This window comes from Macrococcus hajekii (genome assembly GCF_004359505.1).
Classification (GTDB): Bacteria; Bacillota; Bacilli; order Staphylococcales; family Staphylococcaceae; genus Macrococcus; species Macrococcus hajekii.
The window spans coordinates 298,369-323,721 of the sequence record NZ_SCWE01000002.1; the positions used below are offsets into that span (position 1 = coordinate 298,369).

Below are 25,353 nucleotides of genomic sequence, written 5' to 3' on the forward strand. Positions count from 1 at the left end.
ACTTTCACTTCCTTACTTATTATTGGACTCTCAATCTGCTAACCCTCTTTTTAATGCTTCAATAGATTCTCTGATTGCCTTTTTGCTAATCCCCGAGTCTGGTACCATTGCTTCAAATTCATGATAACCGCCTGGATAGAGATGAAATTCAACAGGAACTCCTGCATCCGTTAATGCTCTCACATAGTTCATCGTCTCATCTCTGAAAGGGTCGAGTGAACCAACTGTTGTATAAGTCGGTGGTAATTGACTGAAGTCAGTCTCTCTCATCGGTGCAGCATATTTCGGTGTGTCACCTTCCACACCTTTTAAGTACATAGACCAAGCGAAGCGATTTAAATCTCTGCTCCACACACGTTTATCCGTAAACTCATTACTGGAATAAGTCGTACATGAATCATCAAGCATTGGAAAGAGTGGCATCTGGAATTTAACATCAGGACCTTTTCTATCTCTCGCTAGCAATGTTAATGCTGCTGTTAATCCCCCGCCCGTACTGCCGCCTACTACAGCAACTTTAGTGGTATCTATATTGAGTTTTTTATGTTCATTAACCATCCACTGAAGAGCAGCATAACAATCTTCAATTGCAGCAGGATATGGATTTTCGGGTGCTAATCGATAATCCACTGATACCACTACACAGTTGATCTCTTTTACATATCGTGCACACTTGGCATCATCACCCTCTATTGAACCAAACATATAACCGCCACCATGAATAAAAAGAACAGCTGGTAATTGAGCAGATTGATTAACCGGAGCGTACACTTTCACTCTGATGTCTACATTATCCATTTTATTTTTAATCATATATTCTTGCTGAGTAATACCTGCATCGATATAAGGCTGAATTAATTTTTTCATAACACCCCCGAAGTAACGGCAATGTTTCTTCAGAAATGTTCATCGGTGACTGTCTTTTAAACGTTTCTAATAATTCCTTATGTATCCTATCTTCCACTCACTCTACCTCCACTCATATATTCACACACATCTTATTTCATTTATACTAGAAAAGTATACAAGGTAACTATTAATGAAGCTATCTAAAACGGTGTAGGGCGTATGTGAGAAAGGAAACTCTCATTTCAATTATTGGAATAAAAAACTGAAAAAATAGAGAAGTAGCCTCAAAATAGCTGCTTCTCTTTCTTAGAAATAAAATTCACAGGAAATAAAGTTATCCATGATTCACTTCTCTCAGTCGTTTCAATACTTTCTTCTTATTGGCATCACTGATCCAGTAAATATACTGACCTTCTTCGTTTAAGTTCACTTCATAACGATTGCAGCCTGTGATGTGATAAATACTTTCAATGGGTGCATCCAGTTTCTTAGTTTCTCTATCCAATGCCATCATCAAGTCCGTATTATTTACTGAGCGACTGAATATAATCCAGCCCATGCCAAGTGCTAGAAGGAGTAGCAAAGTAAGAATGCGCCAATCTTCGATCTCCCAAACACGGTATGCTGTTAAATAAGCAATAGCACCAAATATTATCAGAATAAACTTCAGTGGATAGTGTCTAACTTTATCGGTAACTCCCTTTAAGTCCATCTCGCGCCCTGCCTTCTTTTCGTTTTATACTCAATAGTATTATACCAAATATTGTATGTTACGTATCGTTATTTCGAGCTATTGCCCATTTAGATAAATAAAAGACTGCAGCCTCACTCTCTTCAGAAAGTTTGTCTGCAGTCTTTTTAAATGAATTAGTCTAAATCTCTTGTATTCAATCTGATATTCGGCATTTTCAGCTTTATTAAGTACGCTAGATATAATAAAGTTGCAAATACAATCCCTATAACCGCAATAATCATCATGGCCTGACTATATGGGATATTCCCATTAAAGCCAAAGATCGATTCTCGCAATGCTTTAATAACATAAGTCATCGGTGAATAAGTGTGCAATGTCTGGAAAAATTTATTCGTTAACTGGATAGGGAATGTTCCTTCACTTGAACCGAGTTGTAGAATCAATACAATGATGGCCAGGAATTTACCAATGCTGCTGAAAGCACCTGTTAAGAATGTGACAATCATCATGGCTGTCAGTGACCAGAGAATGATGGTTGCTACAAAGTGAACAGGATTTTCAATCGTAATACCGATTACTTTAATAGTAAAAATGGCTAAAAACAGGCCTTGTAGTAGACCATGGAGAAGGATGAGCATCATTTTACTCGTCCACCATTTATATGCTCTATCTGTATGTCCCGCGCGTTTATCAACTGGATAAATAGTTACAAAAGCAATTGCTCCGACATATAAGCTTAAGCTCAATACGTAAGGTGCAAAACTTTGACCGTAGTTATCTACTTTAGTGACATCATTCTCATTAATAGAGACCGGATCACTGAGCATTTCAGCATTTTTCTTTTCAAATGAAAGATCAATAGATTTCTGTAATGACTCATCTATTTTAGCCGTCATCTTCTCAGTTGAACTTGATAATCCATTCAGACCTGATGTAACTTGTTTTGAACCTTCTGCCATCTTTGCTACTCCTGCATTTTGTGGAGACGGAAGTGCTGCCTGCAGCTGACCTAAACCATTATCAACTTGACCTGAACCCTGCGCAAGCTGGTCTTCAGCTTGTTTCATTTTTTTCAAGTTAGCAGAAAGTTCTTTTGTATTGTCTTCCATTTTTGTTGCCGAACTAAAAATTTCTTTCAAATAAATCTCACGGATGGCAAGCGAGATATTATCTTTAACCGCCTGAGCACTTTTATCACCTATACTTTGACCTGAATAACTATAACCTGGATTCTTCTGCACATTTATTGTCAGTTTTTTAGGATTCTTTTCAAGTATTGTGGATGCATTTTCTGAAAAATCTTCCGGGAACTCAATAGCTGCAAAGTAGTCCCCTTTTTCAATACCTTTTGTAGCCTCATCTTGATCAACAAATTCCCACTTGAACTTATCATTGTCTTTCAGCTTTTTAATGACACGTTCACCGAGATTCTCATTTTTATTTTGAATTTTAGCACCTTTATCATGGTTGACAATCGCAATAGGTAAATCTTCTGTCTGACCATAAGGATCCCACATCGAATAAATAAAGACGGCACTATAAATAATAGGCAGAAATAATAAGACACATAATGCAACTAATAAAAACGGATGCTTTGCTAATGCCTGGAAATCTTTCAACATATTCTCCCTCCTTAAAGTTATATTATTATATCATTTGTGTTTTTTTAATCTAATAAGTTGCTCATAGTACTTTTCTAAAATAACAAATGGCTTGTATTACTATCCTGATGAATTGAAGCTGCGAAAAACATAGATGCACTTAGTTTGTTATAATGTGACCAATATAGAATTTAAGGAGTCCTACATGCGAATTCAAGATCATTTAATTTTCAAGACACTGATTACGATTATAGGTTCATTTATTATCGCTATTAGTTTCAATCTTTTCCTGCTCCCCCATCATGTTCTAAGTAGTGGGCTGAGTGGTGCGGCACTTTTGATTCATATTTTGACGTCATATAATACAGGTATCATCAACTTGCTGATCAATCTGCCACTTATTATTTTAGGTTTTTTCAAACTGCCAAGACAAGTCATGTTACAATCCCTACTCAGTGTGGCGGTTATCTCATTCTTTTTATCAATTATACCTATTATCAAGATTTCACCTGAACCTCTTGTAGATGTTATTTTTGGAGGCGTACTCTGCGGTGCTGGCGTCGGTATTATATTGAAGTATTCTGGCACAACAGGCGGCATGGATATTATTGCGATGATCATCTCCCGCCAGAGCAACATTTCAATCGGCGCGATTATGACTATACTTAATGGTATCATTGTCCTCTGTTCAGGATTCTTTCTTGGCTGGAGCAGTGCGCTTACGACTTTAGTTTCTATCTATATTACAGGTAAAGCCATCGATACCATCTTCACGTCTCATATCAAGCTGACTATTAATATCGTGACGTCAGAAGGTGAGGCCGTAAGACAGGCGCTCATTGCATCTATTAGAAGAGGTATGACCATCAGTGATACACGAGGAGGCTATACAGGAAAGCCCGCTCAGATGATTGTGATGGTACTGACGCGTTATGAACTGCAGGATGCCATACGTGTCGCAAAAGAAGCTGACCCTCACTGCTTTATCAATGTCTACGAGACAACTGAAGTGCACGGAAATTTTGCAAAATCAGGTTAGACTTAGGCTCACTTTCTTTTCAAATTAACTTTTGCATGCTATAATGATATTAATTAAATACCTATAGACATCTGTCGAAGGGGAGTAACTCTAGTATAATCTCGTCATTACGAAATCGTTGCATTTCCGGGATTATAGGGCTGATGCCTAGTGAGACCTTTGCCAATTTATTTGGCATGGGTCTTTTTTTGTTAAAAATTTAAAAGGAGGGCTCCAAATATGGATCCAAGTATTTTACTCGCCTATTTATGGGTGGTCGTCGTATTAATCATTTTAGAAGGACTCCTTGCCGCTGATAATGCCATCGTAATGGCTGTTATGGTCAAGCACCTTAAACCTGAAGAACGAAAGAAAGCATTATTTTATGGCTTGCTAGGTGCGTTAGTATTCCGTATCATCTCACTCTTCATCATCACTATTCTCGCTAACTATTGGCAGATCCAAGCATTAGGTGCCGCGTATCTCTTATTCATGTCTATTAAGAATATCAGAAGATACTTCAAGCATAAAAATGCTTCCGAACAGGAATTAGCGGCAGAAACTGTTAATACAAAACAGGATGGCTTCTGGAAGACTGTATTAAAAGTAGAATTAGCAGACATCGCCTTTGCTATTGACTCTATGCTGGCTGCTATCGCAATTGCTATCACATTGCCACCTGTCGGCCCTGACTTCGCAGGCTTGAACTTAGGACAGTTCCTCGTTATGTTCACAGGAGGTATCATCGGTGTTATTATCATGCGCTTCGCTGCCAATTACTTTGTTGCGATTCTTGAAAAATATCCTTCATTGGAACTGGCAGCATTTGCCATCGTCGGCTGGGTCGGCGTAAAACTATTCGTCCTTGTCCTTGCACACGATAAAATCGGCATCTTGCCACATGAATTCCCACACTCATGGCAGTGGCAAATCATCTTCTGGACAGTATTACTCGGTATGGCTATCGCAGGTATTGTGAGTGGTAAGCTCAGTCAGAAAAAATAAGTGATTAGAATTAATAATGATTATAAAAAATAACCCATCAAAGAGGAATCATCTTTGATGGGTTATTTTGTTATTTTCAGGGATTAGAATCGACTTTATAAAATTTCATTCCTTCGCCCATTCCATCCATATCGGTAAGAGAGAATGGATTGCTGCATTAGAAAATCAGAAGGCTGTCTATCTAATCACTGATATGAACAACGGAAAATTATATGTTGGATCTGCAACGAGTAATAGTCAGATGCTGCTGACACGTTGGTCTAACTATGTACAGAATGGACATGGCGGCAATAAAGAGCTGGTTGCGTTGGTCAATGAAAAAGGATTGGATTATGTGAAAAAATATTTTCAGTATACGATACTAGAGAACTATAATGGTAAAGTTGATGATAAAATTGTCTTACAGAGAGAGTCGTACTGGAAAGAAGCATTGCAGAGTAGAACTTTTTGATATAATGCCAACTAAAAAGAATATTAATCAAAATAAAATTCACGCTGATGCTTGAGATAAGTTTCAAGTATCAGCGTGCTGTATTAGTTTAGTTATTTAATGGCTTCATAGCCTCTTTTTATATTAACGATATTATTAAATCCTTTTTGATTCAGTACACTCATCGCTATTGCACTTCTAACACCTGACTGGCAGTGGACATAGATTTTCTCTTCTTGGTTAAATGGAATCTCTTCCTGCATTAGCTTACCGAAATGAAGATGTTCCGCTTCTTCTATATGACTTTCATTCCATTCTTTCTGTGTCCGCACATCTAGTATATTGATTGCACTATAATCCAGTTCCTTAAAGTCAGTCGGTTCTATTTGTGGATATGCTGGACCTGCTGCATCTGGAATGTACGTTTTCACTTTGTCAAAACCAATCATTTTAAGATCATGTGCTGCTTGCTGTACTGTTTCGAAATCACCAATAAGCTGTAAGTCCTGGCTGTAATCTAGATACCAGCCAGTAAAGGATAAGAATTTCTTATTATAAGGTATATTAATTCCCCTACTCATATTCTCTGCAAATACTTCTTTATCTCGTAAGTCAATTGTGTGACCCTCTATTTGTTCTGCAGGTACAACTAAATCATTATGCATCAGCTCAAAACCATCCCGATTAATGCGTTTCATTTCTGAGAAGTAGGTCGGTGGCTCCGGCTGATCTGCTGTTAATGCTTTGATAAATGCTCGTTCATCATCATACTGGAAAGCCCAGCTGTTCTGACGTTCATAGCCTAATGTAGTCACAGGAACAGCACCTAGTGACTTACCACATGCGCTGCCTGCACCATGTCCCGGCCATATCTGAATATAGTCAGGCAGCTCATCCACCTTGCGCAGTGAGTTGAACATCTCGCGTGCGCCTATCTCTGTTGTATCCTTAATACCTGCAGCTTCTTCCAGTAAATCAGGACGGCCGACATCACCGACGAATATAAAGTCACCTGTGAATATACCCATCGGTACCTCTGAGCCATTGTCATAGAGCAGGAAACTGATGCTTTCTGGTGTATGCCCTGGCGTATGCATCACTTGCAGCTTCACATTACCGACTTTAATGATGTCTCCATCCATTACTGTTTCTGCTTCCACTTCTTTATAGCTCCAGTCTTTACCGCCATGCCCTGAGACGAATCCTTTAGCCCCGGCGTTGACCATTTCTCGCAATCCTGATGCGAAATCTGCATGGATATGTGTCTCTGTGACTTGTGTGATTTTGAGCCCTTCTTGTTCAGCCGTTTTAAAATAAGGGGTAAGGTCTCTTAACGGATCGATAACAATTGCTTCTCCTGTTTTCTGACAGCCTACCAAGTAAGACATCTGTGCAAGTTGTTCATTGAAAAATGATTTAAAAAACATATGATACACTCCTTAAATAAATAGATTTAAATTCGCTTTTTCCGTATCTCCCAGATAAGTGGCCACACCACCATACTCCACACCATCGATGAGTTCTTCCTTTGTAATAGCCATAATATCCATACTCATCGTACATGCGACCATTTTGACACCCATAGACTGAGCTTTCTCTATCATGGTTTCGAGTGAGTCCACTTTCTTTTTGTTCATCACATGACGAATCATACGTGCACCTGCACCTGCCATATTCATTTTAGAGATAGGCAGTTTACCCGCATGTTTAGGCATCATTTTACCGAATGCTCTGTCCAGACCTTGTTTCGTGACTTTAACGCCTGGCTGCTTGATGACATTGAGACCCCAGAATGTGAAGAACATCGTCACTTCCTTACCATAAGAGGCAGCACCTGTTGCAATAATGAAGGATGCTAATGCTTTATCGAGATCTCCACTGAAGACTACCATCGTTGCCCCATTTTTTGTTTCCACTAACTGATGACCTGCTGAATCATTCATGACATTGATAGGGAGGCTATTACCTTTCTGAACGACTGCTTTTACTTTACCGCCCTCTGTCTGATTGCTGATAACCGTATTGCCTGTCGCCTTTGCCCAGGCATCAATATCCGTACAAAAACCGAAGTCTGTTACATGAATCTCAAGCTGTTCACCCTCCTGCATGTCATCTATATTTTCTTTTACTTTTAGAATAGGGCCCGGACACTGCATACCACTTGCTTCAATAAAACGTCTATCTGTCTTCACTGTTGGTATCTCCTTCTTGACTTCTTTGTTAACTTTTTTCTCAACTGGCTGTTTTACGTTCATCTGTTTGTAGAGCTTATAGCCTCCGTCCAGATTGATGACATCAAAGCCGTGATTCTTCAGAATACGTGCCGCGTTATAACCTCGCTGTCCTACCTGACAAAAGACAGTGACCGGCTGTGTACGGTCGAGTTTATTCAGACGTTCTCTCAATGAACCAAGTGGAATATTCTGCGCTTCCCCGATGGTCCCCATGTCATATTCAATCGGTTCACGCACATCAATTAACTGTGCGGCAGAAGCGACTTCATCATATTGAATCATCTGCATGTCATCATTGAGTACATTTTCAGCGATATAGCCTGCCATATTGACTGGATCTTTAGCAGATGAATAAGGCGGTGCATAAGCAATCTCTATTTTCTGTAAATCTGTTACTTTTTGATTGAAGGTCATGGCACTTGCAATCAGATCAATGCGCTTATCGACACCTTGACGTCCGACAATCTGAGCACCGTATATCTGACCTTCCGGACTGAAGATGACTTTAATGGTCATCGGCGTCGCACCTGGATAATACGTCGCGTGAGACTGACCTGATACGTGAATCACATGATAAGGTTTACCAAGCTGCTTAAGTTGTTTTTCATTCAATCCTGTGTTCGCCACAGTCAAATCAAATACTTTGGCAATCGCTGTACCTATCGGTTGTAACGGTTCAATCGTTTTACCATTTAAGTGATCTGCTAACAACCGGCCTTGACGATTAGCAATCCAGGCAAGCGGAATATGTGTCTCTACCTCACTTATTTTGTGCGTTACTTCGCTGACATCACCGATTGCATAGATGGATGAATCAGATGTCTGAAAGACGTCATTAGTACGAACTGCTTTCTTAACTCCTAATTCTAACCCCGCTGCTTCAGCAAGTGTCGATTCAGGAAGTACACCAACCGCCATGATGACCATATCAGCTTGAATCGTCTCTTCAGTGCTTGTTGTCACCGTGTCTTCATCAATATGTACAAGAGATTGCTGCAATCTTAAATCTACACCTTGCTGAATCAAGTGTTCATGAAGCTGTACTGCCATATCAAAATCAAGGCCTGGCATCACCTGATTGCCTAGTTCGAGAAGTGATACTTCAATACCAAGTGCGCGTAGATTTTCAACCATTTCAAGACCGATGAATCCCCCGCCCACTACTGCTGCTGTTTTAACATGGTGTTCATTAATGTAATTTTTTATGTGGTCCATGTCAGGAATATTTCTTAATGTAAATACGTGATTTTTTTCTTTGCCCTTAACTGGAATTTCAATGGGTTTAGCACCCGTTGACAGAATGAGAATATCATAATCAAGGACTTGTTCCTCTTGCCCTGCTTTGACTAAAAGCTGCTGCTGATCTCTATCAATCTTCAGTGCCTCTGTTTCCGTCATTACGTGAATATTCATTCGTGCTTCCATCAACTCTGGTGTCTGAATCAGTAATTTCTCCCGATCTGTAATTTCATCACCGATATAGTAAGGTAGCCCACAGTTGGCAAACGATACATGTGGTCCACGTTCAACCAGTGTGATGTGATCTGTTTCATTCAATCTTCTCAGTCTGGCAGCAGCAGAAGCACCACCTGCTACACCGCCGACTATCACTATTTTTCTCAAATTGATTTCCTCCTGTCATAATACCTATGGGGGTATCATAATATGTTTATTGATTTTTGTCAAATACCCCGTACGGTATTTTTAAATTGACAGTAATACCGCATGGGGTATATAGTGATAACACAGATGAACAGATGAGGAGAGATTCCATGAAATACGATAAAAATTCAATTAACCGTTTAAAAAGATTACAAGGACAGTTAAACGGTGTTCTTAAAATGATGGAAGAAGACAAGGACTGTCGTGACGTTGTCACTCAGCTCAGCGCGTCCAGAAGCGGACTGGAGCGCCTGATTGGTGTCATTGTCAGTGAGAACTTGGCAGAATGTGTTAAGGAAAATGTTAAGAATAACGAAGATACAGACGACCTTGTAAAAGAGGCTGTTAATTTACTGATTAAAAGCAGATAGGAGAACAAAATGAAACTTATAACTGTAGAAGAACTAGAAACGTTAATCAATAATACTTCACACATTAATTTAATCGACGTAAGAGAAGAGCATGAGTTCGCTGAAGGGCATATTGACGAAGCAAAGAACATCCCTTTATCCTGCTTAGAAGAACACACTTCAGAATTCTTACAGCATGAAGATTATTATCTGATCTGCAGATCCGGCAAACGAAGTGAAACAGCTGGCCGTTACCTCGCTGAACATCATATTCACACGACGAATATCGAGGGTGGCATGCTGGCCTGGGATAAACTTCACAGATGACTTTATTGCTGATTATTCTTGTCATTGGAATTATAGGTGCATTTATGTCTGGTTTAGTAGGTATAGGCGGATCGATTATCATCTATCCCCTACTCCTTTTCATTCCTAGAATATTTGGCTACGAACTCTCACCTCATGAAGTAGCAGGTCTGACTGCTTCACAAGTGTTCTTCAGTACATTAAGTGGCAGTATCAGCCAGCGAAATAACGAAAACCTCAGTTACCCTCTTATCATTTCAATGGGTATCGGCATATTAATAGGCAGTTTAGCCGGAGCATATTCAGCCACTCTTTTTGATGAAAGTATCATTAATCTGGTCTATACCATTCTAGCTATTGTCGCTGTCATTTTAATGTTCATTAAAGTCACGCCGCAGCCAGAAAAACAGAATCATCATTATATCCTTCTGACGCTGACGGCCTTAGTCATCGGTTACGTTTCAGGCATTGTAGGAGCTGGAGGCGCATTTATCATTGTGCCTGTGCTACTCGCTATCTTTAAAGTGCCGTTCAGAACTGTTGTGGCGAATAGTATCGTTATTGCATTTATCTCTTCCATCGGTACATTTGCACTTAAAGCCTTTGCAGGAGAAGTAAGTTTTCAACTTATGATTCCACTCGTCATATCTAGTCTTATTTTTGCGCCACTCGGTGTCAGAGTATCCCATAAAACAGACCAGAGAATATTAAAGTGGATTCTGAGCTTAATGATATTAGCGGCAGCGGTGAAAATGGTTTTTGAAATTATTAACTAACTTTTGTATTAATAGCTAAATTAAAAAGTCAGGTATATTTCCAAATTGAAGCGTTACTAACTCTTCTATAGAGAGATGGTAGTGATACCAGGACTTACAAAATAAAATGAGCAAGTATATTCCTGATATACTCGCTCATTTTTTTGATTCTAGTGCAAATAATAGTTTAAAATCCCCACTTTTATTCTCTTCTGTCTGACAAAAATAGTGAATAATAATGCGACTGACAGTAAAGTCATCCATGTTAATGAATGAGAGACATGGATAAATAGAAGACTGAGAATGTAATAAATAATAAGTATATACTGCAATAATCATTCCTTAGTATTGTTCAAAATATCAATTATCGTCCTCGAAAACCTCTAGGCTATAGAACACCGTTGAAAGTATTTGTGAGTTTCATCGAAGTTAAAAAACTGTCTAGCTTAATTTGACAATCTAAATTCTTAAAACAGTTAATTAATTATTATAATTTTCTTGCAAATTATTTGAAAACTTCCATATTCAAGTATAAAATTAATATAAATAGTAAATATTATCTAAAGGAGTGATTATCAATGAAAGCAGCAATATGGTATGGTCCTAAAGATATTCGTGTGGAAGATAAAGAAATCAGAGAGATGAAACCAAACGAAGTACGTGTAAAAGTGGGTTATGCAGGTATTTGTGGATCAGATTTACATGAATACGAAGAAGGTCCTGTCTTTATACCGGTTGATAAAGAAGATGAATTAACAGGTGGAAAAGCACCTTTAATTATGGGACATGAGTTTTCTGGAACAATTGTTGAAGTTGGAAGTGAGGTTAACGGTTTCAAAGTAGGCGATCGTGTATCAGTCAATCCCACAATTACTCATGGTAAAAGTATTGACGAATTAGACGTATATGATGGATTTAGCTTTATTGGCTTACACACTGATGGTGGATTCACTGATTTAGTGAACGTGCCAGAGGTAAACGTTTATCACTTACCAGATTCAGTATCATTACGTGTCGCTGCAACAATTGAGCCCTTAGCGGTAGGTGTTCAAGCCGTAAAAGAAAGTGAAATAGAATTCGGGGATACAGTGGCAATCTTTGGAGCTGGCCCAATCGGTCTATATACGACATTAGCCGCACGTGCAGCAGGTGCAAGAAAAATCATTGTATTAGATTTGTCTAAAGAACGTCTAGAAAAAGCATTAGAATGTGGTGCAACTGACGTAATTAATTCTGGTGAAGTAGATCCTATTGAGGCGATAAAATCTATTGTTCCTGGAGGCGTTGATCGATCATTTGAAGTTGCTGGTGTAGAACAAACATTCAAACAAGCAATAGATGCAACTCGCCCTCGAGGTAAAATGGTTATTGTATCAATTTTCGCTGGTGATATTTCTTGGCCACCTTTACAATTAACTAATACAGGCGTTCAAATTACTTCTACCATTGCTTATTCAAGAGCAAGCTACCAACAAACGATTGATTTATTAGGTAGTGGACAAGTTGATACTGAAAATACAATCACAAAAGAGATTGAATTAAATGATATTGTTACTGAAGGTTTTGAAACATTAACAAACGATAAAAGCCAAGTAAAAATCTTAGTTAAACTAAATGGTGAAAGCTAAGTTATTGTTTCTCATACTTTGTTAACTTGATAGATATTAGATATAATTTCATAGGTAGACAATAGAAAATATAATTAGTGCTGAGGCTATGCTTTTATAAGTATAGCCTTTTTTAATGAAATTTTTATTTATTCCTCAGTTCAATAATTGTAGAAAACGATATATACTGATTAATTATTACAACATCACCTTCTCGAGTCCTTTATTGAATGCTTAATAATCTCTAATTCTTCTTTTATTTTATTGTACATATTTTTCATCCCTTTAACCTCAATGTAATTGGTCTGTCAACATAATATTGGACAGACCAAGATGATACGCTTGAGGGTATCGATTAAGACGAGGATTTTCCTTATCACTTACTTCATCATTTTTAATGAACGCTAAGTCAAACGCTCATCATGACAAATAATCTTCGGCTTGTTCTCCATGTTTCTTGCCGTATGATTCCATCATTCTTAATATCGGTAAAATTTCCATCCCCATTTCAGTCAATGAATATTCCACACGCGGCGGTACTTCTGGGTGTACTTTACGATGTATAAGACCGTCATTTTCTAATTCCTTTAATTGTTTCGTGAGCGATCCTTGTGAAATACCAGATAGAAATTTTTTAATTTCACTAAAGCGTTTCTTCTCATCCTTTAAAAACCATAAAATAAAGTATTTCCACCGTCCAGATAATAGATTTTGCGTAAATCCAATACCATATAGATCTCGTTTATTAATGATGATAGAATCATCAAAACCATATTTACAGATTTTTGCCATTCAAACCCCGTCCTTATACAAGAGTACTAAAAATAGTACTAACTCATTATTTATTGCCGTCTTCTCAAACTTAATAATCAGTATATAATTTATACTACGTTAACTCAAACAAAGAAGGAGCTTATCATGACAATTAATAAAAGAGATGGCAAGATGAAATTGGCTTTACAGATGGTATCAGGATATGGTGGTGAATTTAAAACGTGGCGTCTGCCTGGTGCTGCGGCAGACGCCTATACGAATATGGATTATTATGTCGAAAATGCCAAAATGGCTGAAAAAGGTAAAATTCATACGTTATTTATTGCTGATACGCCTGCACTGCCAAATGATCTATCCACTAATTCTCCGATGCACCCGATGGATCCGACGATTGCCTTGGCGGCTGTTGCACGTGAAACAAAACATATCGGTCTCGTATCTACCTATTCAACCACCTATACTGAACCCTATAACTTAGCACGTACATTAAAAACATTAGACGTTATCAGTAACGGACGCATGGGATGGAATGCTGTAACGACTTCTAATCATGAAGCTGCAGCCAACTTTGGAAGACCCCTGCCAGATCGTGATACTCGGTATGAAATGGCTCAAGAACACATTGAAGCAGTCCAGACACTATGGGGTACATTTGGTAAGGATGCTTATATTCATAACCAGAAAACGGGTGAATATGTAGATATGTCAAAAGTTGAACTGGGTAACTACCGAGGTAAACACTATCAAACACGAGGACCCTTACCCATTCCGGCATCACCTCAAGGGCAGCCTCCTATCTTTCAAGCAGGCGGTGGCGACAAAGGCCTGGAACTAGCTGGTCGATTCGCTTCAGGGGTTTATGCCAATCCATTTACAAAAGAAGATGCGAAACTCCACCGCATGATGCTGCGTAAAAGTGCTGAAGCTCATGGTCGTAAGGCGGATGATATTAAAATGTTTGCAGGATTTATGTTCTCAATTGGTAAGACAAAAGAAGAAGCAATGGAACGTCGATATATGATACAGCAATTCGCTCCGAGAGAAACCGCCCATCATGTTGAATATTTAGGTCATATGGTCGGTTTACGATTGAGTGTCAATACAATAGATATCACAGAACCGTTACCTCAAAGTTTAATTAATCAGATGTACCCATCACCAATGGATCCTCGTGCAGAAAAAGCATTCGAATTATTAAAGACAGGTATGTCAATTAAAGATGTACTCGCGAATGGTGTGATTAACTACCATCCAGTTGTTGTCGGTACACCTGAAATGGTAGCTGACTTCTTGGAGGAATGGTATCTAGCCGATGCGACAGACGGATTCTCGATAGTCCCTGACTCCTCACATGATGGGATTAAAGATTTCGTAGAACTTGTGGTCCCTATTTTACAGGAACGCGGATTATTCCATACAGAATATGAAGGCGAAACATTAAGAGACCATCTAGGCGTGTCGTATGAATATGGATTGACTTATTAATATAATCGTTAAAAATAATATGAGCTAGGAGAATGAATATGAACATAGGAATTATCGGTGCCGGCCCGATCGGCACAACCCTCTCACAACATTTGTTTAACACAGAACATGACGTTAAAATTGCTGACACCAGATCGATTAAAAAATTAGAAGGGAAAGACTTTAAAGGGAAAGCAGTAACTTTTGATGAAGTGATTCAAAATATTGATGTGTTAATCATCTCTCTACCTTTCCATGTTATACCTACAATTAAAGAAAAATTAGCACCACTTGATGACGATACTATCATCGTCGATACAACAAACTATTACCCATTCAGAGATGGCAACATTCAGGCAATTGACGAAGGAAAAGTCGAAAGTGTCTGGGTAGCTGAGCAAATTGAAAAACCTGTTATTAAAGCATTTAACCACTTACTTGCAATGACACTACAAAATATTACATCAGCTGATGGATCAAAAATTGCCATGGCGATTTCTGGAGATAACCAAAGCCATAAAGATATTATTGCAAAAATGATTCATAAAATAGACATCGATGTTGTTGATAATGGTGATTTAAACAACTCCTGGAGACATCAACCAGGTTCTCCTGCATATTGTACTGAACTTAATCAGTCACAATTAGAACGTGCATTACAACTAGCGTACAAATCTGCCACACCGATTCATCGTGACGAAGTAATGAATCATTTCAGACCTGACATGCAGCATGAAGATATCGTCGCCATGAACAGAAAAGTATATGGTGCGGGTCATCTATAAAAAAGATTTCAAATAAGGTCTTTTTTTAAAATTTAGATTGTCAAATTAAGCCAGACAATTTCTCATCTTCAATAAAACTCATAAATACTTCCAAAGGTGTTCTATACCCTAGAGATTTTCTAGGACGATGATTGATATTTTGAGCAATACTGATGATATGATCGCCAGTGACTAGATCGAAGTCTAGTTCTTTATCTAATCCACTACGTCTAAGTATCCCGTTAGAATGTTCATTCAGGCCCCGCTGCGATGGAGTCCCTGAATCAGCGAAGAAGTTTGAGATATCATGACAGTTAGAGATCGTTTTCCAGCTAGAGAATTCCTTACCACAATCAAATGTAATTGATTTAAAAATATTCCGTTTTTCACACTATCTAACCTCTTTATTATAGAACACAATGAGTTTCTACATCATTTTTTAGTGAACGAAAGGAATTGACATACTACCTTTAGCATGATACCGTTATTTCGAAATGTTTGGAAATAATAAAAGAAGGAGCCATGGCTATGGAAATTGAGCAAATGGTAAAAATTCATAAAGCATTGGGTGATCGTACTAGATATTTAATCATGCAGTCAGTCATTAAAAATAAAAGTATCTGCCCCGGAATGTTATGTGAAGAGATGCAGAATGTTGCTTCCTCAACGATGTCACATCATTTAAGATTACTGGCTGATAGCGGCCTAATCATTCCTGAAAAACAAGGAACTTATATTTTTTATCGTCCTAATCAGCCAATAGTTGATCTTTTTTTTCAAGATATTTAACCGGCTCATATATTTATTTAAACCTTATTTCGATATTTTTAGAATTATAAAATAGTTAAATTTGACAATAGGAGATTCATGATGACGAAACAATACAATTCAAAAGCCATTCTTATGGCAATTCTCATCTGTGCATTTGCAGGTATGTTCAGCGAAACAGCATTAAATATAGCCATTACAAGATTAATGGAAGTATTTGATATTACGGCTCCCACTGCACAGTGGTTAACAACAGGCTATTTGCTGACATTAGGTGTGGTAATGCCCGTAAGTGGGATATTAATTCAATCAGTTCCAACGAGACAATTATTTTTTGGTGCGACAACAAGTTTAGCGTTAGGTACTTTTCTTGCCGCCCTGTCAGTTAACTTTGAAATGTTAATGTTTGCAAGAGTATTACAGGCACTAGCGATGGGCATTTTGTTACCATTAATGTTCAACACTGTAATGGTCATCTTTCCTATGGAAAAACGGGGTTCTGCTATGGGAATGATAGGCCTTGTTCTTTCATTTGCACCAGCCTTGGGACCTGCAGTAAGTGGCATATTAATACAATACATGTCTTGGAGAATGATTTTCTGGTTGTTATTACCGTTTATATTATTCGGCATTTTCGTTGCATATAAAAATTTAGAGAATGTAACTGAAGTTAAAAAACAGAAAATCGACATCTTGTCAGTAGTATTATCAACATTAGGTTTTGGATCTATTGTCTATGGCTTCAGTTTAATGGGGGAATCATTTACCAATCCAACAGCACTTATCATTGTCGGCATAGGTATTGTCGCATTAATTGGATTTGTCTTACGTCAAAATAGAGAAGAACCACTGCTAAATCTTTCAGTCTTTAAATATCCAATTTATGTGATGGGCATGCTGCTTGTATTAATGTGTATGTTTACAGCAATGAGTACAATGATTATTCTGCCGATGTATATGCAAACGGGCGTAGGCTTATCAGTGCTCATCACAGGATTAATGTTGTTACCAGGTAGTATTGTAAACGGCAGTCTTCAATTAATGGCGGGAAGAATCTTTGATGCATATGGTCATAAGGTCCTAATCATCCCCGGCTTAATTATCATGTTGATTTCATTGTTCATCTTTACAACATTAACACCTGAGTCAAACATTGCTCTTATTGTGTTATCACATGTAATCTTAATGGGGGGCATTGCTATTGTTTGGACTGGTGCTCAAACATATGGAATGAACCAATTATCACCTCATTTGTATCCTCATGGTTCGGCGGTATTAAATACATTACTTCAAGTCAACGGAGCAGTAGGTACTGCAATTGCAGTAAGTATATTGACAATTGGTAAAAACAAATATTTAAAAACAAATAATAATATTTCTGATGCTATCGTGTATGGTTCAAATCATGTATTTATCATGCTGCTTATAATTGTCGGAATTGGATTCATCGTTGGATTAATGTTATCCAATAATAAAATTATCAAGAAACTAAAAAGAAGTATTTAATTCAAGATGCAGGGTTTCTGTACAGTCATTATAAGATGTTCAGATTATCATAATGACTATTGATTGTGCTTTAGGGCATATCCATATGAAGATACGACAGGAAATCAGAAGGAGTTAGCTATGGATAAAAATAATAAACAAATGTTGCTCGGATTGGGATTTACAGGTGCATACGGTGCAAATGCTAAAGCATGGAAAAGTGAAGGCGTCACTGGTCATATTTATCCAGATATTGAGGCAGATATTCGTTACGCTCAACTTGCTGAAAAAGGAAAATTTCAGTTTCTTTTTATAGGTGACTTCCCTGGTGCAATACCGAATGATAATAGTGAGGTGCCATCAATGACGCTAGAACCTATTATTACCGCCACTGCAATTCTACAAAGAACAAAAAACATCGGTATAGCAGCGACTGTACATACTCAGTGGAATGTCCCTTATACTGTCGCACGTCAATTTAAGGGAATCGATTTAATGAGTGGCGGACGTATTGCCTGGAATGCTGTTACGGGATCAAGCCCAAAAGTAGCACAACTTTTTGGGGTGAACTTAATGGACCGACAATCACGTTACGAAAGTCATTATGAATTTGTTGAGGCTGTCCAGCAGTTCTGGGCAACTTGGGGAGAAGATGCCCTTAAAGCTGATAGAGAAACCGGTGTCTTTGCTGATTACAGACAAGTAAAACCTGTTTATATATCCGGCAAATACACGCAGGCAAATGGTGCTTTACCTATTCCACCATCTTCTCAAGGACAACCCGTCATCTTTCATTCTGGTGGGTCTCCCGCCAGTATCGCATTTGCCGGTCGCTATGCGAATGCAATGATTGGTGAAGTATGGACAATAGAACAAGGTATTGAAACACGAAAAGCACTCCGTCAGGCAGCGATAGATGCCGGCCGAAATCCGGATGAGATCAAATTTATCGCAGGACTTATGCCGGTTATTGCAGATTCTAAGCGTGAAGCCATTGACCGTCATGCAACCTTTATGGATGAAAAGGTAGTTCAGCAACGTGTTTATCATATCGGAATGGTGTTAGGCTTAAGATTGACACCTGCTGACTTAGATCGCCCGATAGCACCAGAACTTTTAAACAGTGTAGAAATTGATAGTTATTCTGATCCTCGTATTGAAAATGTTTTAAAAGTAGCACATGAAGGCTGGACCTTACGTGATATCATTTATCACTCTGTCATTGATTATCATCCAGCAACATTAGGTGATGCAAAAGAAACGGCTGATCATCTGACTACGTGGTTTGAGGCAGGGGCAGCAGACGGATTCTGGATATTACCTGATGCTTATGAAACTGATTTACATCGCTTTGTAAATGAAGTGGTGCCTATCTTACAGGAACGTGGTATTTTCCATAAAGAATACGAAGGAGAGACCTTACGAAAAAATCTGGATGTTCCTTATCAGTATGGTGTAGACGAACGTTTAAGATGAATCGTCTACACTTAGTTGGACAATTTCTATGTGAATAGATATTGTTAATTTAAGAAGGTAGGCGATATATTTATGTCACGTGAAAGAAGAAGTTTCAGTCTTGAATTTAAATTACAGATGGTCAAACTTTATGAGAACGGTAAGCCTAGAAATGAAATTGTACGTGAATATGACCTGACGCCTTCGGCATTAGGAAAATGGATCAAACAGCATCAATCCACCGGGTCATTTCAGCACAATGATAATCTGAGCGATGAAGAGAAGGAACTAAAAAAATTACGCAAAGAGAATCAGCAGCTGAAGATGGAGAATGACATTTTAAAGCAAGCAGCGCTGATCATGGGACGAAGATAGATGTCATTCGTGAGAATGCCGATAAATATTCAGTATCAGCAATGTGTAAAGTCCTGCGAATTCCTAGAAGCACCTATTATTATGAAGTAAATAAGCTGAATGACAGGGAAAAAGAGAATCTCGATGAAGACGTCACTGAGAAGATTAATCAGATCTTCAATACAAACCGGCGTTGTTTTGGAACGAGAAGAATCAAGATCGCCTTAGATAAGCAAGGACTTAAAGTTTCCAGAAGACGGATTGGCCGTATCATGAGAACCAAAAATCTTGTCTCCACCTATACATCCCGGCGTTACAGGGTCTTTTCGGCTCAGCCAAATGAACATAATATCACCAATGGTCTGGGCAGAGCATTCTATAGAGAAAGACCGAGGGAAGTGCTTGTTAGCGATCTGACCTATGTAAAGGTGGCAGGAAAATGGCATTATATATGTCTATTTATTGATCTCTTTAACAGAGAAATTGTTGGTTAAAGTGCAGGGCCCAATAAAGATAGTCGACTTGTTTCAGCAGCTCTCAGCACCATCAGATATGATTTAAGAGAGGTCCAGATGTTCCATACAGACAGAGGAAAAGAGTTTGATAATCATCTTATCGATGAAGTGCTTGGTACCTTCGGTATCCAGAGGTCACTGAGTATGAAAGGATGCCCGTATGATAATGCAGTCGCTGAAACAACGTTTAAAGCGATGAAGACTGAATTTATCAATCAATATAACTCTCAGTCTATTAATCATTTGAATATTGAACTTTTTGATTATGTGAACTGGTATAACAATATCAGACCACACGGCGCATTGAATTATCTAACACCGAAGGAATATAAAGAAATATTCTATAAAAACTGTTCAATATTATGTTGACAGACCAAAATCTGAACGACCTTCTCAGTGACATCTCCATCGTGATGATTTTTTCCTGTGTCATTCAGTTTATTCGCTTCATAATAGTAGGTGCTTCTGGGAATCTGCAGGACTTTACACATTGCTGATACTGAATATTTCTCGGCATTCTCACGAATGACGGCTATCTTCGTCCCATGATCAGCGCTGCTTGCTTTAAAATGTCATTCTCCATCTTCAGCTGCTGATTCTCTTTACGTAATCTTTTCATTTCCTTCTCTTCATCGCTCAGATTGTCATTGTGCAGAAATAATCCTGTGGACTGATGTTGTTTGATCCATTTCCCTAATGCCGAAGGCGTCAGGTCATATTCACGTACAATTTCATTTCTAGGTTTACCGTTCTCATAAAGTTTGACCATCTGTAGTTTAAACTCAGGACTGAAACTTCTTCTTTCTCGTGACATAAATAAATCGCCTACTTTCTTAGATTAACAATATCTATTCACATAGAAATTGTCCAACTAAGTGTAGACGATTCAGTTATATCAGACCGTTTGAAATTAAAGACAGTATCGAAGAACAGCATAGTAAAATTAAGACAATAGCGACTGACGTTAAAATCTACCAGGAAGATCATCATCAAAATAAGAATAGAACTGCGTTAGAGACGCTGTTAGAATGTATGAATTCCGAGGATGAACTCTACGTCACAGATTTTTTCATCCTTGCTGATTCTACTGCACAACTCTCTCAAATCATCACGGACTTTGAAAAATACCATATCAGGTTAATCAATATCAATAAAAATATAGCGGTAGATTCTACTTATTTAGCTTCGTTCAATCAGATGCTTGATATCATTGTCGATTTTGAGAGAAATCTCATACGCTATAAGACCAAGCACGGTATGTCTAAAGCAGCACAGAATGGAAAAGCCATCGGGCGCCCTAAAAGAACAGATGAAAACATGCAACGAGCGATTGAGATGTACTTAAGTAAACATTATACACTTGATCAAATAAAAGAAGAGACTAGCATCAGTCGTTCCACATTATACAGACATTTAGCACGTTAGACCAAATTAAGAATAAGGAGTTGTATTTATGCCTGAACAATTATTTTTTGATGGCTATGAAACTATTCTGCGAACGGTTTTAATAGGAATTATGGGGTATGTATCACTTATCATTGTACTAAGGATAAGCGGCAAAAGAACATTGACAAAACTGAATGCATTTGACTTAATTGTCACGGTTGCGCTGGGTTCTATACTGGCAAGTATCATGACTAGTAAAGACATTGCTATTTCTCAAGGATTAGCTGCATTTTTAACTTTAATAGTTCTTCAATACATTCTCACTAAACTATCTGTCTATAGTTCTTCTATCAGTAAAGTCATCAAATCCAGTCCTTCATTACTTTATTACGGTGATGAATTTTTGCATGAAAATCTTAAAAAAGAACGTATTCTGGAAAAAGAGATTTTTCAAGCTGTCAGATCAAGCGGCCATGCTTCAATGGAAGATATACAGCTTGTTATACTCGAAACAGATGGAACTTTGTCGATTATTAAGTCGGAACAAAGTATCAATATTAGCACATCGAAACTTTTTCACCAGATATAAAGTTCATACTTAATGAAAAACAGACTGACAAGAAAAATAACTTCTTGTCAGTCTGTCTGCCATTAAAGGTACATGTAATTAATGCTACTATCTATCTTCCACTTTCTTTGCCATGACAACAGCTATAAACCATTCAGTCAATACATAGCTACCTTTTCGGTTGATTAATCAAATATGATAGGTTTATGATTCTCTTATTTATCGAGATGACGATAGAGTGTTGCTCTACTGATGTTGGTTTTCTCTTTGATTTCATCTAATGTATATGATTTTGAGAGATACATTTTTATTGCTCTGTCTAAGTTGTCGTCAGAACGCTTGGGGCGACCAATTTGCTTGCCTTCTTCTCTGCTTTTCGAAATGCCTTGTTTAGTTCGGAATCTGACGACATCTGTCTGAAACTGAGTAATTATCTCTAATGTATCTATAAAATTAAAACTGACTGTTCGATTGATGACTATTCCAGTATTATACACATGTATCTTGAAGTTACTATCTTTCATCATATTAATAATGTCTGAAAGATGTTTTGTAGAATCCGCCAGTATAAACAGATCTGTAACGATGAGTTCATCGTCTTCCTTTAATTGCTTTAATAACTCATCCAAAACTTTTCTATTTTTATTTTTAGCATGATTCTCCTTAAATATCTCCTCAGTCAATGAATTCAACTTTTTCATTTGATTCTCTTCTGTATCTTTCAAATCAATAGGTCTTATATAGCCATATTTCATATTAACTCATCTCCTCGCATCAATTATATCAAGAAAGTTTCAAAAAGGGGTATACTTATCATAATATATCCTGTATATTAGTTTCATAAATATATATTTATGAAACTAAGGAGGATATCATGCTTAATACAATAAAATCTCAATGGCTTATAGAGCCAAAGACCAATATATTGGCAGGTATAGTGGTTGCGCTAGCTCTCATTCCTGAAGCCATTGCTTTTTCCATTATCGCTGGCGTTGACCCTATGGTGGGTTTGTATGCTTCGTTTATAATTGCAGTAACTATCTCCATTGTTGGAGGCAGACCTGCGATGATTTCAGCTGCAACTGGCGCTATCGCTTTACTTGTGCTTCCATTAGTCAAGGACTATGGCATAGATTATTTGCTTGCTGCCACTATTTTAATGGGGATCATTCAAGTTATACTAGGCCTGCTGAAAATAGGACGTCTAATGAAATTCATTCCGAACTCAGTGATGATTGGTTTTGTTAATGCTCTTGGTATACTGATTTTTATGGCTCAGATTGAACATATATTCGGTATATCAATTGATACCTATCTCTATGTAATTCTTACTCTCTCTATCGTCTATATTATTCCTCGTTACTTTAAAACCATTCCAGCACCGCTTATAGCGATTGTCTTACTAACTGCTTTTTATATGTTAATGCATTCTGAAGTGAAGACAGTTGGAGACTTAGGAACAATCAAGCGTACACTGCCACACTTCTTTATTCCTGATGTTCCGTTTAATTTTGAGACTTTAAAAATTATATTTCCCTATTCACTCTCCATGGCTTTAGTCGGCTTAGTAGAAAGTTTACTTACTGCAAAGATTGTAGATGACGCAACAGACACATTCAGCAGCAAAAATAAAGAATCCCGTGGTCAGGGAATAGCCAATATCATTACAGGATTCTTTGGTGGTATGGGTGGATGTGCAATGATAGGTCAATCAATCATCAACGTAAAATCAGGTGCGACAACTCGTCTTTCAACTTTTACTGCCGGAGTCGTATTGATGTTCATGATTATAGTACTAGGCAATTTCGTCATTCAAATACCAATGCCCATATTAGCAGGTATTATGGTAATGGTGTCAATCGGCACCTTTGACTGGGGATCCTTCAAGTATCTTAAAAAAGCACCAAAAACAGATGTAACAGTCATGTTACTGACAGTCTTCACTGTCATCTTCACTCATAATCTGGCTATCGGTGTCATAGTCGGTGTCATCTTTAGTGCTCTCTTCTTTGCGACCAAGATATCAAATGTTGAAGTAATTAAACGTGAAATCAATGACGAGATAAAGTATGAAATTAAAGGACAGATATTCTTCGTTTCTATCGATTCTATGATGAATCAGATTAACTTAAATGATGAGAATAAACATATCGAATTAGATTTCAGAAATGCTCATCTGTGGGATGATTCAGCTGTAGATGCTATAGATACTCTGGTTAATAAGTTAACTGAAAAAAACAATCGCGTTTATGTCAGCAATCTTAATGAAAATAGCCATAAAATTATTTCTGAACTTAGCGATATCAATCAAGAACATTTAATCTAAGGAGGAAAATAGGATGTATCATTCAATTTTACTAGCAGCAGATGGATCAGATAATAGTTACAGAGCAGCAGAAGAAGTGATTAAACTTACATGTAATGAATCTATCGTTACGTTACTTCATGTCATTTCTATTGACGATTCAGTAGAAAGTGTTCTTCATTCCACTGAAGGACATAATCTGAAAGAAGAAAGAAAAACGAAGCTTAAGAGAATCATAACTCTTTTCGAAGAAAATAATGTAAAATGTATATTAAAAATTGAAAAAGGTGAACCTAAAGTAAAGACTGTAGAAGTCGCAAACAGCGGGCAGTATGAGATAGTTGTACTCGGTACACGTGGTCTCAATGCCTTACAAGAAATGGTCTTAGGTAGTGTCAGTCATAAAGTCGCTAAACGTTCTGAAATTCCAGTGCTGATAGTAAAATAGAAACCTTTATAAAGATAAAAGCGTGTACAGATGACTTTCTCTGTACATGCTTTATTATCGTTTGATACTCGTATGATTGAATTACATAATAACCCTGTCATTTCTCGATCCTTTAGATTGACGACATCAGTCAATAAAATAATAACTTCATCTGCCACTGATGTTATACCGATATCCAAGCTCTTAGACTGCCAGATTACTAATATGAATGTAAGTAAAAATGTTATACCTGCAAGAATCAGCTCCGACAATTTGCGCGCCGATTATCTTATTTGTAAAAGTTGTATCATATGGTAAAGTTTTGAAAGTTGATGAAATTAAAGAGCTTATTAACCAAAATCTATAGAAGTAATGTCATCATATCAGAAGAAAAGATGAAAAAAATTAACTATATAGATATCATCCATAATAAAGACTTAAAAGAAGCTGACTCATTTTATGGCAGCTTCTTTTTTATTCAATCTTATTTATGATAATTTTGTGCGTATCTCTAAAGACTGCGATATTTTCTAGAAAAAAACCGCATCATTTATGATAACTTTCAGCGTATCGGTTA

The 25,353-nt window shown here is 37.6% G+C and carries 24 protein-coding genes and 3 pseudogenes; 17 read left to right on the plus strand and 10 right to left on the minus strand.

Annotation, left to right across the window (positions count from 1 at the left end; genetic code table 11):
• Positions 1-30: 30 nt before the first annotated feature.
• The 3 genes from ERX37_RS07230 to ERX37_RS07240 all read right to left on the minus strand — a co-directional run bounded on the left by ERX37_RS07230 (position 31) and on the right by ERX37_RS07240 (position 3,165).
• Positions 31-867 carry an alpha/beta hydrolase gene (locus ERX37_RS07230; RefSeq protein ID WP_229713196.1) on the minus strand — a complete coding sequence of 279 codons (837 nt, stop codon included), beginning with the start codon at positions 865-867 and terminating at the stop codon, positions 31-33.
• 316 nt (positions 868-1,183) lie between these two features.
• Positions 1,184-1,561, minus strand: coding sequence for a hypothetical protein (locus tag ERX37_RS07235; protein ID WP_133430004.1), 378 nt, complete (start codon positions 1,559-1,561; stop codon positions 1,184-1,186).
• Positions 1,562-1,716: 155 nt separating this feature from the next.
• Positions 1,717-3,165, minus strand: a complete 1,449-nt coding sequence (locus ERX37_RS07240) for a YhgE/Pip family protein (protein ID WP_133430005.1) — start codon at positions 3,163-3,165, stop codon at positions 1,717-1,719.
• 184 nt (positions 3,166-3,349) lie between these two features.
• Here ERX37_RS07240 and ERX37_RS07245 point away from each other — a divergent pair, with 184 nt between their 5' ends.
• From ERX37_RS07245 to ERX37_RS07255, 3 genes are all read left to right on the plus strand, one after another.
• Positions 3,350-4,183 carry a YitT family protein gene (locus tag ERX37_RS07245; protein ID WP_133430006.1) on the plus strand — a complete coding sequence of 278 codons (834 nt, stop codon included), beginning with the start codon at positions 3,350-3,352 and terminating at the stop codon, positions 4,181-4,183.
• 219 nt (positions 4,184-4,402) lie between these two features.
• Positions 4,403-5,167 (plus strand): TerC family protein, encoded by a 765-nt coding sequence (locus ERX37_RS07250; RefSeq protein WP_133430007.1) that lies wholly within the window; start codon positions 4,403-4,405, stop codon positions 5,165-5,167.
• A gap of 67 nt (positions 5,168-5,234) precedes the next feature.
• Positions 5,235-5,618 carry a GIY-YIG nuclease family protein gene (locus tag ERX37_RS07255; protein ID WP_208001684.1) on the plus strand — a complete coding sequence of 128 codons (384 nt, stop codon included), beginning with the start codon at positions 5,235-5,237 and terminating at the stop codon, positions 5,616-5,618.
• Between the two features lie 92 nt (positions 5,619-5,710).
• Here the strand turns inward: ERX37_RS07255 and ERX37_RS07260 are convergent, their stop codons facing one another.
• Complete coding sequence (locus ERX37_RS07260; RefSeq protein WP_133430008.1) at positions 5,711-7,024, minus strand: MBL fold metallo-hydrolase; 1,314 nt, start codon at positions 7,022-7,024, stop codon at positions 5,711-5,713.
• Positions 7,025-7,036: 12 nt separating this feature from the next.
• Positions 7,037-9,454, minus strand: coding sequence for an FAD-dependent oxidoreductase (locus tag ERX37_RS07265; RefSeq protein WP_133430009.1), 2,418 nt, complete (start codon positions 9,452-9,454; stop codon positions 7,037-7,039).
• 149 nt (positions 9,455-9,603) lie between these two features.
• Between ERX37_RS07265 and ERX37_RS07270 the strand changes: the two genes are divergently transcribed.
• The 4 genes from ERX37_RS07270 (at position 9,604) to ERX37_RS07290 (ending at position 12,532) form a co-directional block, all read left to right on the plus strand.
• Positions 9,604-9,864: a metal-sensitive transcriptional regulator gene (locus ERX37_RS07270; protein ID WP_133430010.1), complete on the plus strand. Its 261-nt coding sequence runs from the start codon at positions 9,604-9,606 to the stop codon at positions 9,862-9,864.
• Between the two features lie 9 nt (positions 9,865-9,873).
• Entirely contained in the window at positions 9,874-10,170 is a 297-nt protein-coding gene (locus ERX37_RS07275; RefSeq protein WP_133430011.1) for a rhodanese-like domain-containing protein, read from the plus strand.
• On the plus strand, positions 10,167-10,925 hold the full coding sequence (locus tag ERX37_RS07280; protein ID WP_133430012.1) for a sulfite exporter TauE/SafE family protein: 759 nt from the start codon (positions 10,167-10,169) through the stop codon (positions 10,923-10,925). Before ERX37_RS07275 ends, ERX37_RS07280 begins: the two co-directional genes overlap by 4 nt.
• 557 nt (positions 10,926-11,482) lie before the next feature.
• On the plus strand, positions 11,483-12,532 hold the full coding sequence (locus tag ERX37_RS07290; protein WP_133430013.1) for a 2,3-butanediol dehydrogenase: 1,050 nt from the start codon (positions 11,483-11,485) through the stop codon (positions 12,530-12,532).
• A gap of 399 nt (positions 12,533-12,931) precedes the next feature.
• Here the strand turns inward: ERX37_RS07290 and ERX37_RS07295 are convergent, their stop codons facing one another.
• Complete coding sequence (locus tag ERX37_RS07295; RefSeq protein WP_133430014.1) at positions 12,932-13,303, minus strand: winged helix-turn-helix transcriptional regulator; 372 nt, start codon at positions 13,301-13,303, stop codon at positions 12,932-12,934.
• A 126-nt stretch (positions 13,304-13,429) separates the two neighbouring features.
• Between ERX37_RS07295 and ERX37_RS07300 the strand changes: the two genes are divergently transcribed.
• Complete coding sequence (locus ERX37_RS07300) at positions 13,430-14,770, plus strand: NtaA/DmoA family FMN-dependent monooxygenase (protein WP_133430015.1); 1,341 nt, start codon at positions 13,430-13,432, stop codon at positions 14,768-14,770.
• Between the two features lie 38 nt (positions 14,771-14,808).
• Positions 14,809-15,534 carry an NADPH-dependent F420 reductase gene (locus ERX37_RS07305; RefSeq protein WP_133430016.1) on the plus strand — a complete coding sequence of 242 codons (726 nt, stop codon included), beginning with the start codon at positions 14,809-14,811 and terminating at the stop codon, positions 15,532-15,534.
• Positions 15,535-15,574: 40 nt separating this feature from the next.
• On the opposite strand, the pseudogene ERX37_RS07310 reads toward ERX37_RS07305, so the two are convergent.
• Positions 15,575-15,895: pseudogene (locus ERX37_RS07310) on the minus strand (IS30 family transposase); the annotation flags it as partial.
• 146 nt (positions 15,896-16,041) lie between these two features.
• Here ERX37_RS07310 and ERX37_RS07315 point away from each other — a divergent pair.
• The 4 genes and pseudogenes from ERX37_RS07315 to ERX37_RS07330 all read left to right on the plus strand — a co-directional run bounded on the left by ERX37_RS07315 (position 16,042) and on the right by ERX37_RS07330 (position 20,459).
• On the plus strand, positions 16,042-16,302 hold the full coding sequence (locus ERX37_RS07315) for an ArsR/SmtB family transcription factor (RefSeq protein ID WP_165981997.1): 261 nt from the start codon (positions 16,042-16,044) through the stop codon (positions 16,300-16,302).
• An 81-nt stretch (positions 16,303-16,383) separates the two neighbouring features.
• Entirely contained in the window at positions 16,384-17,787 is a 1,404-nt protein-coding gene (locus tag ERX37_RS07320; RefSeq protein WP_133430018.1) for a DHA2 family efflux MFS transporter permease subunit, read from the plus strand.
• A 120-nt stretch (positions 17,788-17,907) separates the two neighbouring features.
• Complete coding sequence (locus ERX37_RS07325; RefSeq protein WP_133430019.1) at positions 17,908-19,242, plus strand: NtaA/DmoA family FMN-dependent monooxygenase; 1,335 nt, start codon at positions 17,908-17,910, stop codon at positions 19,240-19,242.
• Positions 19,243-19,314: 72 nt separating this feature from the next.
• Positions 19,315-20,459 (plus strand): annotated as a pseudogene (locus ERX37_RS07330) (IS3 family transposase).
• 8 nt (positions 20,460-20,467) lie between these two features.
• On the opposite strand, the pseudogene ERX37_RS11630 reads toward ERX37_RS07330, so the two are convergent.
• Positions 20,468-20,904, minus strand: a pseudogene (locus tag ERX37_RS11630) (transposase); the annotation flags it as partial.
• An 80-nt stretch (positions 20,905-20,984) separates the two neighbouring features.
• Between ERX37_RS11630 and ERX37_RS11415 the strand changes: the two are divergent.
• Complete coding sequence (locus ERX37_RS11415) at positions 20,985-21,515, plus strand: recombinase family protein (protein WP_268234327.1); 531 nt, start codon at positions 20,985-20,987, stop codon at positions 21,513-21,515.
• 28 nt (positions 21,516-21,543) lie between these two features.
• Entirely contained in the window at positions 21,544-22,065 is a 522-nt protein-coding gene (locus ERX37_RS07345) for a DUF421 domain-containing protein (RefSeq protein ID WP_133430022.1), read from the plus strand.
• 194 nt (positions 22,066-22,259) lie between these two features.
• On the opposite strand, the gene ERX37_RS07350 is transcribed toward ERX37_RS07345, so the two are convergent.
• Complete coding sequence (locus ERX37_RS07350; RefSeq protein ID WP_133430023.1) at positions 22,260-22,799, minus strand: recombinase family protein; 540 nt, start codon at positions 22,797-22,799, stop codon at positions 22,260-22,262.
• Positions 22,800-22,918: 119 nt separating this feature from the next.
• Here ERX37_RS07350 and ERX37_RS07355 point away from each other — a divergent pair, with 119 nt between their 5' ends.
• Both ERX37_RS07355 and ERX37_RS07360 read left to right on the plus strand, forming a co-directional pair.
• Positions 22,919-24,370, plus strand: a complete 1,452-nt coding sequence (locus ERX37_RS07355; protein ID WP_133430024.1) for a SulP family inorganic anion transporter — start codon at positions 22,919-22,921, stop codon at positions 24,368-24,370.
• Between the two features lie 13 nt (positions 24,371-24,383).
• Positions 24,384-24,797, plus strand: coding sequence for a universal stress protein (locus ERX37_RS07360; RefSeq protein ID WP_133430025.1), 414 nt, complete (start codon positions 24,384-24,386; stop codon positions 24,795-24,797).
• Here ERX37_RS07360 and ERX37_RS11785 read toward each other — a convergent pair.
• Positions 24,749-25,048, minus strand: a complete 300-nt coding sequence (locus tag ERX37_RS11785) for an ArsB/NhaD family transporter (protein ID WP_133430026.1) — start codon at positions 25,046-25,048, stop codon at positions 24,749-24,751. The two genes, ERX37_RS07360 and ERX37_RS11785, sit on opposite strands and share 49 nt — an antisense overlap.
• Positions 25,049-25,353 lie beyond the last annotated feature (305 nt).

What these genes read in the sequence shown, in the direction of transcription:
- ERX37_RS07230 (WP_229713196.1), bottom strand. Translation starts at nt 867, where the DNA reads ATGAAAAAATTAATTCAGCCTTATATCGATGCAGGTATTACTCAGCAA.
- ERX37_RS07235 (WP_133430004.1), bottom strand. Translation starts at nt 1,561, where the DNA reads ATGGACTTAAAGGGAGTTACCGATAAAGTTAGACACTATCCACTGAAG.
- ERX37_RS07240 (WP_133430005.1), bottom strand. Translation starts at nt 3,165, where the DNA reads ATGTTGAAAGATTTCCAGGCATTAGCAAAGCATCCGTTTTTATTAGTT.
- ERX37_RS07245 (WP_133430006.1), top strand. Translation starts at nt 3,350, where the DNA reads ATGCGAATTCAAGATCATTTAATTTTCAAGACACTGATTACGATTATA.
- ERX37_RS07250 (WP_133430007.1), top strand. Translation starts at nt 4,403, where the DNA reads ATGGATCCAAGTATTTTACTCGCCTATTTATGGGTGGTCGTCGTATTA.
- ERX37_RS07260 (WP_133430008.1), bottom strand. Translation starts at nt 7,024, where the DNA reads ATGTTTTTTAAATCATTTTTCAATGAACAACTTGCACAGATGTCTTAC.
- ERX37_RS07270 (WP_133430010.1), top strand. Translation starts at nt 9,604, where the DNA reads ATGAAATACGATAAAAATTCAATTAACCGTTTAAAAAGATTACAAGGA.
- ERX37_RS07275 (WP_133430011.1), top strand. Translation starts at nt 9,874, where the DNA reads ATGAAACTTATAACTGTAGAAGAACTAGAAACGTTAATCAATAATACT.
- ERX37_RS07280 (WP_133430012.1), top strand. Translation starts at nt 10,167, where the DNA reads ATGACTTTATTGCTGATTATTCTTGTCATTGGAATTATAGGTGCATTT.
- ERX37_RS07290 (WP_133430013.1), top strand. Translation starts at nt 11,483, where the DNA reads ATGAAAGCAGCAATATGGTATGGTCCTAAAGATATTCGTGTGGAAGAT.
- ERX37_RS07295 (WP_133430014.1), bottom strand. Translation starts at nt 13,303, where the DNA reads ATGGCAAAAATCTGTAAATATGGTTTTGATGATTCTATCATCATTAAT.
- ERX37_RS07300 (WP_133430015.1), top strand. Translation starts at nt 13,430, where the DNA reads ATGACAATTAATAAAAGAGATGGCAAGATGAAATTGGCTTTACAGATG.
- ERX37_RS07305 (WP_133430016.1), top strand. Translation starts at nt 14,809, where the DNA reads ATGAACATAGGAATTATCGGTGCCGGCCCGATCGGCACAACCCTCTCA.
- ERX37_RS07315 (WP_165981997.1), top strand. Translation starts at nt 16,042, where the DNA reads ATGGAAATTGAGCAAATGGTAAAAATTCATAAAGCATTGGGTGATCGT.
- ERX37_RS07320 (WP_133430018.1), top strand. Translation starts at nt 16,384, where the DNA reads ATGACGAAACAATACAATTCAAAAGCCATTCTTATGGCAATTCTCATC.
- ERX37_RS07325 (WP_133430019.1), top strand. Translation starts at nt 17,908, where the DNA reads ATGGATAAAAATAATAAACAAATGTTGCTCGGATTGGGATTTACAGGT.
- ERX37_RS07345 (WP_133430022.1), top strand. Translation starts at nt 21,544, where the DNA reads ATGCCTGAACAATTATTTTTTGATGGCTATGAAACTATTCTGCGAACG.
- ERX37_RS07350 (WP_133430023.1), bottom strand. Translation starts at nt 22,799, where the DNA reads ATGAAATATGGCTATATAAGACCTATTGATTTGAAAGATACAGAAGAG.
- ERX37_RS07355 (WP_133430024.1), top strand. Translation starts at nt 22,919, where the DNA reads ATGCTTAATACAATAAAATCTCAATGGCTTATAGAGCCAAAGACCAAT.
- ERX37_RS07360 (WP_133430025.1), top strand. Translation starts at nt 24,384, where the DNA reads ATGTATCATTCAATTTTACTAGCAGCAGATGGATCAGATAATAGTTAC.